We start from the raw sequence: 7,961 nt of genomic DNA, 5'->3' as shown, positions 1-7,961 counted from the left end.
ACGCATTGGCGAAATCCCTGATAACTCACACCTGCCGGTGCATACTTACTGGGATATCGGTGTGGGTGACTCAACGTCAATCTGGTTTGTGCGTGAAGTCGGTGAAGAATTTCACATCATCGATCACTACTCAAACAGCGGAGAAGGTTTGCGGCACTACATGAAGGTGCTGAAAGACAAAGGCTATGACTATGCCAGCCACAATGGGCCGCATGACATCGATAACCGCGAGTTTGGTTCTGACGCGAAATCACGTCGGGAACTGGCACGGGAAGGGTACGAAATTGACGGGCAAATTTATTCAATACGTTTCGAAGTGGTGCCGAAACTGTCCGTTGATGAGGGTATTGAGGCAGTGCGTGAAATTCTGCCGCTCTGCGTGTTCGATGAGAACAAATGTGGTGAAGGCATCACCCACCTTGAGGCGTACCGGAAAGAATGGGACGACAAGCGAGGGTGTTGGAAAGATAAGCCGCTTCACGACTACACATCACACGATGCTGATGGATTCCGTTATTTCGCAGTCAGTCGCCGCAATAAGAAATATCACTCAGGCATGCTGGTTCGTAAACGTTAATGAGGGCAACAATGGAAGTAAACAGAGACAGGCTGTCATTGGCGGTGAATAACGCTATCAGCGCGGTAGCAAGAGCCAGAATGACATACGCAACCGGCGGTATAGGAACCGGAAACACAAAGCGCCCGCGCATCTGGCGTGAGTTCGGTTATCCGGAAGTGCTGACGTTTTATGATTTTTACAACGCATATGACCGCAACGCTTTGGGCGGTGCAGCGGTGGACCGGTATATCTCCGGCTGCTGGATTGATGTTCCTGAAATATTCGAAGGTGACGAAGAAGCAGATCAGGACGGCTCTACTGACTGGGATAGCAAGCTGAACAAGCTGCTTAAATCACACTGGGAGCAAATCAAAGAGGCTGACAAGCGTAACCTTGTCGGCCGGTATTCCGGGCTGATCATTCAGTTGCGTGACGGTCGAAAATGGGATGAGCCGGTCGACAGAGCCGTGGTTTCCCGCCTGAAAGATAAGGCCATTGTCCGCATGATCCCCGCGTGGGAAGAGCAGCTTGATGTGAGGCGCTGGAACGAAGATCAAACCAGCGAGGACTACGGCTATCCGGCACTGTATTCATTCACAGAATTACATGTCGGTAAGGAATCGGATGGCTCCCCAGGGAGGGTTATTGATATCCACCCTGATCGCGTAATCATTCTTGCTGAAGGGGCGGCAGACGGAAAATTAACATCCGGCACCCCGTTACTGAGGAAAGGCTACAACAAACTCATTGATGCTGAAAAGGTATCGGGCGGCAGCGCTGAAGGATTCCTGAAAAACGCCAGTCGTCAGCTCAACTATGCGTTCAGCAAAGAAACCGACTTCCAGCGCCTGGCGGAGGCATTAGGCACCAATATGGATGGCCTGGCCGATGCACTTGATGATCAGGTTCGCAGGCTGAACGAGAGCATTGACGCATCAGTGATGATGCAGGAAGGAACGGCAAGTGTGCTTTCCGTTGCGCCGGCTGATCCTGAACCAACATGGCGTACCGCACTGGCTGAATTCGCTGCCTCAATCAATATGCCGGTTAAGGTGCTTATCGGTCAGATTACCGGTGAGCGGGCATCAACAGAGGACATGAAGGATTGGGCTAAAACGTGCATGTCACGGCGCACAGGATTCCTGAAATCAGTGATTGAGTCCGTGGTATCACGATTCTGGACTCTCGGCGTTATTGAGCCAAGAGAAGAGATTACCGTAAGTTGGTCTGACTTACTGGCACCGAGTAAGGCTGAGAAAATCGACTCGATGAACAAAGCCGCCGATATCGCCGTTAAAACGCAACAGGCATTCGGTCATTCGGTATTCCAGGAGAACGAAATCAGGGCGTTGGGTGAATATCCGACTCTTACCGAGTTTGAGAATACCGAACCACCGGAAACCGGTCCCAAAGGAGACCCGTTAACTGATGATAAAGAACCAGAGAACAGGGTCACCGATAATACCGAGAAATAAGGCCGACCCGACACAGTCAGGAAAGCCTGTCAGAAAGATGTACCGCGATATTGAAAACCGGTATCACGGACTGAAAAAAGCACTCCGCCAACTGTTCGATCTGTCATTCAGCGGCAGAGAACGAAATCAGAACTCACTCTACAGCTATATCCTCGCTAAAAACGCACAGAACGAACCTGACTCGCTTATCAGGGTGAATGCTGGTGTTTATTCGTATGACCTCGCTGAGCGGCCTGATGAGTACGCGCGTTTCCTTGAGCGACTGCAATCTATTCTGGATGAGTATCTGCTTGATGGCGGGAGTGAAAACCTGTGGGCGTTCAGCCATATCGCAGCGGAGTATGACCGCGGCACACTGAATGCGTATACCAACCTGTCGTTACAGTCAGAAGTGTATGCAACACAGACCACGCTCACTTACCTGATGTCGCAACCTGCATACCAGAACCAGATAGCCGCCACGTTTATCTCAACGTTCAGCGACTGGAAAGGTATTTCTGATGCCGCGCGCGCCGACCTGTCGAACATCATAGGCACATCGATAGCCAGGGGTGTCAATCCGAGAGAAACAGCGAGAATCGTGAGTCAGCGGCTGGATGTCTCAATGAGCAACGCAAAGCGCATAGCTCAGACGGAACAGGTAGGCGCGTTACGCCGTGCAAACTGGAACGAAACCACATGGGCGAGTGAGCGGCTCGGGCTGCGCACCGGTCTGCTGTGGTTATCTGCACTGAAACCGACGACACGCAGTTGGCATGCGGCACGACACGGCAAAGTGTTCACTGTCGAGGAAGTTGAGTCGTTCTACGCTGACGGCGGCAACCGGTTTAACTGCTACTGCGCGACACAACCGGTATTACTGAATGACGACGGGACGATTTACAACAAAGGCATTATTGACCGGCTGACAGCAGAGCGGAAAGCCTGGTCAACAGACGAAGATTCATAACCAAAGAGGCCACCACATGAAGCTTTCGGGTATTCATGTTAAATCGCTGGCTATCAACTCCTCCAATATCTCAACTGAAACCATCGACGGTGACGAGCATATCGTCATTCGCGGCGTTGTGCCTGTTGTTGATGACGTTGTGATGAACGGGGGGCTATATCCGGCCAGCGAAATTAACAAAAGCTTTCAGTCGATGGAGGGGCGGCAGTGCCCGTACGGGCATCCCAAAATCGGCACAGATTACGTATCGGCTGACACGCCGAGAGCAGTAAACCAGTTTCATATCGGCGCATGGGCTGAAAATGTCCGCAAAGATGGTGAAAGGGTCGTCATGGACGTGAAGGTCAACCGTCGGTTTGCTGATGCCACTGAGAAAGGCAAAGAGTTCCTTGCCCGTGTGGATGACATCATTGCCGGTAACAGCACAGACCCGATACACGTATCAACCGGATTACTGTTACAGCGCGAGCAGAACAAAGGCAAGTCGAAGGGCAAACCGTACACATGGGTAGCCAGGAACATGCACTTTGATCATGTCGCCATTCTTCCGGCGAGTGAGCCCGGCGCGGCCACTCCTGATGATGGTGTCGGGATGTTCGTTAATGCTGACGGGCAGAAATGTGATATCGAAAATGCCAGCCTGGTTGATGCGGCGAACTGCACGAAGGCGGATATTTTCAGTCAGGTGAAATTCTTCTTCACCAACGGTTCAAATTTCTCTTTCGAGGATATCCATAAAGCACTGCGCGATGCCCTGAGAGAGCAATCATCCGGTGACGACTGGCCTTATCCGGAAACAGTCTGGCCCGACAAATTCATCTACTACAAATCCGGAAAAACCTACCAGCAAAAGTATCTCATTGACGACAACGGCGAAGCTGATCTTGTCGGTGAGCCCATTGAAGTTGTGCGCAAGCCAACAGAGTACGAAGTAAAAACCAATAAGGAAAACGACCCGATGAAACAACTCATCACAAACGCGCTGAAGGCAAAAGGCATCGACACAGACGGAAAATCCGATGCTGAGCTGATGGATGCGTACAACCAGATGATCGCCAATGAATCAAAAGGCGAAGAAACGCCGGAAGAGAAAGCGGCGCGTGAGAAAAAAGAGCAGGAAGAAAAGGACAAAAAGGATAAGGCCACTAACAGCGATATGCAGGCCATGATCACCGCTGCGGTAAACGCTGCCGTCGCCCCGCTTAAGGAGCAGTTAAACGCAAGCGCGGACAAAGAAAAATCAGCCATGCGCGAGGCAGTTAAAGCCAAATTCGGCTTCACAGAAACAGCCGTGAATGCTCTGGACGGTGACCCGCTGAAAGAGCTGTATGCGCAGTGCGCTCCGGTTCATGGGCTGAATGGCTCGTTCCATTCTCAGCATAACTCTTCCACCTCAGTATCAGAAATGCCGGAGTAAAACGAAATGGCGAACAAAACAAAACGTGTGATTCATGCTGGCGGTATCTTTCCTAACCCGCTGTTAAATCGTGAAGGCGAGGTGTTAGCAGACATCAAGCCCGGCACGGTAGGCTTTTTCGATGGCGGCAAGTTCAAAGCCTCAGTAGATGGTAAAGAGTCGGCGATCCTGTACGTGGCAAACATGGATTATCTGCGCTGCAAAGGCGTTGATGATGATCTGAAAGCCGGTGATTTGGTTGTGGCAATCCAGCCATTGCAGGGATTATTCCTGAACGTCCGCGCCGCTGCCGGTACGTACAAAAAAGGCCAGCCGGTGATTGTTGCCAACGGCCAGATCACAGCGGCCACCGCTGCGGAAGGTGAAGTTGTATTCGCCTATGTCGAAGAAGATTCAGCACTGACCGCTAAGGCGGGTGAGCTGGTTCGCGTTGTGTTCAAGTAAGGAGAACCGAATGTTTTATTTTTCAACCAAAAAAGCGACCGAAACCGGTAACCTCGAAGCAAACACGGCGCAGTTTGGCGAATTACAGATTGCCCGCGATGCATCTGCACAGGCAGTTGCCGAGTTCATTATCCGTGCCAATTCACGCGGTAACGGTGCAATCAAAGTTGACGCCGCTAACGCAGTTGATGACATCCGCCGCCTGTATAAAGCATACGACCAGACTGTTCTGTCCGAGTTTCAGCCGAATACCGAGTTTACCCTGCTGAATGACCTGATGGGGCTTTCCCGCTCCGTGCGTCTGGAAGAATCCGTGTATGAATATGCCCGTAAAGGCAGTGGTGGAGTGGCTCATACGTCAATGTCCGGCCAGATTGGTGCGCTGCTTGATGCCGGTGCATTCACCTTTGACGGTACGATGGTGCCGATTCACGATACCGGCTTTAAGTTCGGCTTCCGTGACCCGATCTTTGCAAAAGGTTCCGCGCTGGCCTCTTTGTCCGATGCACAGTCTGATTCTGTTGATACTGTCCGCCGCAAATACGTTGACTTTATCTGGAACGGGTTCCGTGATTCCGAAGGTAATTTCATCAAGTTTGATGGCAAATCATGGAAGGGCTTCCGTGCTGATGAGCGCGTAGCCCAGGTGACACTGACGGTTAACTTTGCCACTGAGCAGGACGGCAAAAAAATCCGCGCAGAAATTATCAAGCTGCGTGACGTGCTGAAACTGCAAAACCTGCAATACGGTGAGCAAACCTGGTATGTGTCAGGTGAAATCCTGTCAAACTGGGAAAGCGTGTATTTCGACGTTAACCAGACCCGCACCATCCTGGAAGAGGTGAAGAAAATCACCGGCATCAAAGATATCAAAGAAGATTACGAGCTGAAAGGCAATGAAATGCTGATCGTTCCGCTGGGTGCCGGTGTTATCGCTCCGATTGTCGGTCAGGCGTTTGGTACTGTCGCTGACCCGCGCCAGTTCTATAACTCTGATTACGTATGGCGCACATGGGGCGCTGCCGGTCTGATGGTTAAACAGGACATCAGCGGCCACTTCTCAGTTGTTCACGCGAAAGGCGCATAAGGGGGATTTATGGCACTGGTAAAAGTAGTTTCAAATAACTTCTTCGCCGGTGCCGGTTTCCAGCCTGTGGAAGCCGGTAGCCAACTGACAATGTCAGATGAAAGCGCGAAAGAATGGGAAAAGGCCGGTCTGGTTGAGATTATCGCATCGGGTGATATTGAAGTTGCATCGCCTGGTAACGATGATTCTGAACAGCCAAAGGCAAAACCTAACGGTAAAAAATAATGCAGATAACTCTTGATGACGTAAAGCCGATGATTGCTGAACTCGGGTTTACATTGCCTGATTCTGTGCTGTCGCTGTTACTGAGTCAGGTTAATGCAAAGTCCGGATGTCTCGAAGCCAACTACGACGAAACCACGCAGAAACTGTTGCTGATTTACACCGTTGTGCGGTTGGCATCACTGTCTGGCGCACGAAAGATATCATCACAGAGCGCTCCTAACGGGGCGTCTCGTTCTTTCGCGTACGATTCTGCCGGTACTGATTATCTGCTGAACCAGATCCGTGCATGGGACAGTGCCGGGTGTCTTTCTGATTTGCCGTTGTCGAGTAAAACGGTCGGATTCTTTGGTGTGGTCGGGGGGTATCGATGAGTTCAGTTGCAAATTGGGCATATACCTCATGGGCCACACTGTGGCGGCTTGCCGGGAAGGACAGGTACGGTAAGCCCGAGTTTTCTGAACCGGTTCATTTTCTGTGTGGTTACGGCAGTGAGTTGAAAGCCGGAAAGATTGATATCGGCTCTGAAATCACTATCAAGCTGGTGTTCTGGACTGAGTACGCTGATGCGAAAAAAGGTGACTTTATTGCTATCGGCAAGCACTCAGGCGATCCGGTTTCTGCCGGTGCTGACGAAATCAAATTCATCAAACGTGATGAGGATGTATTCGAGCACATAGTGGATGATTACACCCTGATAACGGCGGTGTGATATGGCGGCAAAAATCAGAGGTATCGCAGAGGTCAGTGCCAATATCAATGCACTGGTCGGCAATATCACAGGGCGCAAAGTTACACGCGCAATACAGGCAGCAATGCTGATTGGTGGCGCTCAGGCCACGTTGTTCACGCCTATCGACACATCAACGCTTATCAACTCTCAGTTCCGTGAAATGACTGTCAGCGGCACCAGGTTAACGGGGAAGGTTGGGTACTCTGCAAAATACGCCATGTATGTTCATAGCGCATCAGGGAAACTGAAAGGCCAGCCACGCGCTGATTTCGGTGTTACCAGGGCAGGGGTTGCCTTTGGCGGCGGTACAGGAACCGGAAAATACTGGGACCCTAACGCCAAGCCAGGATTCCTGAAAGCAGGCTTTGAAGAGTCCCGTCAGCAGATTGAGGCGGCAATGGAGCGGGAAATGAAGATATGATACACGAAGCGTTTGAGCGTTATCTGAACCGCGTCGGCCTGCTGGATGATTTCACCGTTCAGTACCTGACATGGACGGAAGAGCCGGAGTCACGCACACAGCAATATGCTGTTATTCAGCCTGACGGCGGCAGCGGCAGGTTTTCTGACCTTGGCGCAGATGACAATGTAATGCTGATTCTGGTGTCCGCACAGAATGATCCGGAGCCGGTGTTAACCAGGGCGAAAGATATTCTCAGTTTCGTGGCCGAGTTTCCGGATGATTGCGAACTCAACTCAGTTTACAACCTTGGCGGCATGCCTAAGCCGGTACCGACAGAAGAGGGCCGGTTCATCATGCAGATGGCTTTTCGCTGCACATCCTGAACAAACACAACTCAAACAGGTCGCTTATGCGGCCTTTTTTATTTGCAAATAAAGAGGTTACAACATGGCACAATGCCCTGATGATAAAGGCCTGGTGATGGGTAATGCGGGAATTCTCCGCATCGCGCCAGGCTGCCCCGGTACGGTTCCTGAACAGTCAGCGTTTCTACGTCTCGGCGCACTGACCAGTAAAGGGCTGGATTACGGTACTGAAACGGTTACTTCCAAAGCAGACGACACAAAAGGGTTGACTGAGGCTATCGTGACCGGTCTGGATTTAACCATTAAG

At 51.2% G+C, this 7,961-nt stretch carries 10 protein-coding genes and 2 pseudogenes; all 12 read left to right on the top strand.

Going from position 1 to position 7,961, the window contains the following annotated elements; genetic code table 11:
* Window positions 1-577: pseudogene (locus HMPREF3119_RS19695) on the top strand (terminase); the annotation flags it as partial.
* A gap of 11 nt (window positions 578-588) precedes the next feature.
* Window positions 589-2,034 (top strand): anti-CBASS protein Acb1 family protein, encoded by a 1,446-nt coding sequence (locus HMPREF3119_RS06010; RefSeq protein ID WP_070578957.1) that lies wholly within the window; start codon window positions 589-591, stop codon window positions 2,032-2,034.
* Window positions 1,988-2,983, top strand: a complete 996-nt coding sequence (locus tag HMPREF3119_RS06005) for a phage minor head protein (protein WP_070578954.1) — start codon at window positions 1,988-1,990, stop codon at window positions 2,981-2,983. Before HMPREF3119_RS06010 ends, HMPREF3119_RS06005 begins: the two co-directional genes overlap by 47 nt.
* Before the next feature lie 16 nt (window positions 2,984-2,999).
* Window positions 3,000-4,400, top strand: a complete 1,401-nt coding sequence (locus HMPREF3119_RS06000; RefSeq protein WP_070578952.1) for a DUF2213 domain-containing protein — start codon at window positions 3,000-3,002, stop codon at window positions 4,398-4,400.
* 6 nt (window positions 4,401-4,406) lie between these two features.
* Window positions 4,407-4,844 carry a hypothetical protein gene (locus HMPREF3119_RS05995; RefSeq protein WP_062772882.1) on the top strand — a complete coding sequence of 146 codons (438 nt, stop codon included), beginning with the start codon at window positions 4,407-4,409 and terminating at the stop codon, window positions 4,842-4,844.
* A gap of 10 nt (window positions 4,845-4,854) precedes the next feature.
* Window positions 4,855-5,931: a major capsid protein gene (locus HMPREF3119_RS05990; protein WP_070578949.1), complete on the top strand. Its 1,077-nt coding sequence runs from the start codon at window positions 4,855-4,857 to the stop codon at window positions 5,929-5,931.
* A 9-nt stretch (window positions 5,932-5,940) separates the two neighbouring features.
* Complete coding sequence (locus HMPREF3119_RS05985; protein WP_070578946.1) at window positions 5,941-6,156, top strand: hypothetical protein; 216 nt, start codon at window positions 5,941-5,943, stop codon at window positions 6,154-6,156.
* Window positions 6,156-6,527: a DUF7370 family protein gene (locus HMPREF3119_RS05980; RefSeq protein ID WP_070578943.1), complete on the top strand. Its 372-nt coding sequence runs from the start codon at window positions 6,156-6,158 to the stop codon at window positions 6,525-6,527. Before HMPREF3119_RS05985 ends, HMPREF3119_RS05980 begins: the two co-directional genes overlap by 1 nt.
* A complete protein-coding gene (locus HMPREF3119_RS05975) occupies window positions 6,524-6,865 on the top strand; it encodes a hypothetical protein (RefSeq protein WP_070578940.1) in 342 nt (113 codons plus the stop codon). Before HMPREF3119_RS05980 ends, HMPREF3119_RS05975 begins: the two co-directional genes overlap by 4 nt.
* A 1-nt stretch (window position 6,866) precedes the next feature.
* Window positions 6,867-7,307, top strand: coding sequence for a hypothetical protein (locus HMPREF3119_RS05970; RefSeq protein WP_070578937.1), 441 nt, complete (start codon window positions 6,867-6,869; stop codon window positions 7,305-7,307).
* Window positions 7,304-7,672: a phage tail termination protein gene (locus HMPREF3119_RS05965; RefSeq protein WP_070578934.1), complete on the top strand. Its 369-nt coding sequence runs from the start codon at window positions 7,304-7,306 to the stop codon at window positions 7,670-7,672. The genes HMPREF3119_RS05970 and HMPREF3119_RS05965 overlap by 4 nt, the downstream gene beginning before the upstream one ends.
* Before the next feature lie 64 nt (window positions 7,673-7,736).
* A pseudogene (locus HMPREF3119_RS05960) lies at window positions 7,737-7,961 on the top strand (DNA breaking-rejoining protein); the annotation flags it as partial.

It is taken from the genome of Morganella sp. HMSC11D09 (assembly GCF_001807955.1).
Taxonomy (GTDB): domain Bacteria; phylum Pseudomonadota; class Gammaproteobacteria; order Enterobacterales; family Enterobacteriaceae; genus Morganella; species Morganella morganii.
This window is presented reverse-complemented; position numbering and strand designations above follow the sequence as displayed.

What these genes read in the sequence shown, in the direction of transcription:
- HMPREF3119_RS06010 (WP_070578957.1), top strand. Translation starts at nt 589, where the DNA reads ATGGAAGTAAACAGAGACAGGCTGTCATTGGCGGTGAATAACGCTATC.
- HMPREF3119_RS06005 (WP_070578954.1), top strand. Translation starts at nt 1,988, where the DNA reads ATGATAAAGAACCAGAGAACAGGGTCACCGATAATACCGAGAAATAAG.
- HMPREF3119_RS06000 (WP_070578952.1), top strand. Translation starts at nt 3,000, where the DNA reads ATGAAGCTTTCGGGTATTCATGTTAAATCGCTGGCTATCAACTCCTCC.
- HMPREF3119_RS05995 (WP_062772882.1), top strand. Translation starts at nt 4,407, where the DNA reads ATGGCGAACAAAACAAAACGTGTGATTCATGCTGGCGGTATCTTTCCT.
- HMPREF3119_RS05990 (WP_070578949.1), top strand. Translation starts at nt 4,855, where the DNA reads ATGTTTTATTTTTCAACCAAAAAAGCGACCGAAACCGGTAACCTCGAA.
- HMPREF3119_RS05985 (WP_070578946.1), top strand. Translation starts at nt 5,941, where the DNA reads ATGGCACTGGTAAAAGTAGTTTCAAATAACTTCTTCGCCGGTGCCGGT.
- HMPREF3119_RS05980 (WP_070578943.1), top strand. Translation starts at nt 6,156, where the DNA reads ATGCAGATAACTCTTGATGACGTAAAGCCGATGATTGCTGAACTCGGG.
- HMPREF3119_RS05975 (WP_070578940.1), top strand. Translation starts at nt 6,524, where the DNA reads ATGAGTTCAGTTGCAAATTGGGCATATACCTCATGGGCCACACTGTGG.
- HMPREF3119_RS05970 (WP_070578937.1), top strand. Translation starts at nt 6,867, where the DNA reads ATGGCGGCAAAAATCAGAGGTATCGCAGAGGTCAGTGCCAATATCAAT.
- HMPREF3119_RS05965 (WP_070578934.1), top strand. Translation starts at nt 7,304, where the DNA reads ATGATACACGAAGCGTTTGAGCGTTATCTGAACCGCGTCGGCCTGCTG.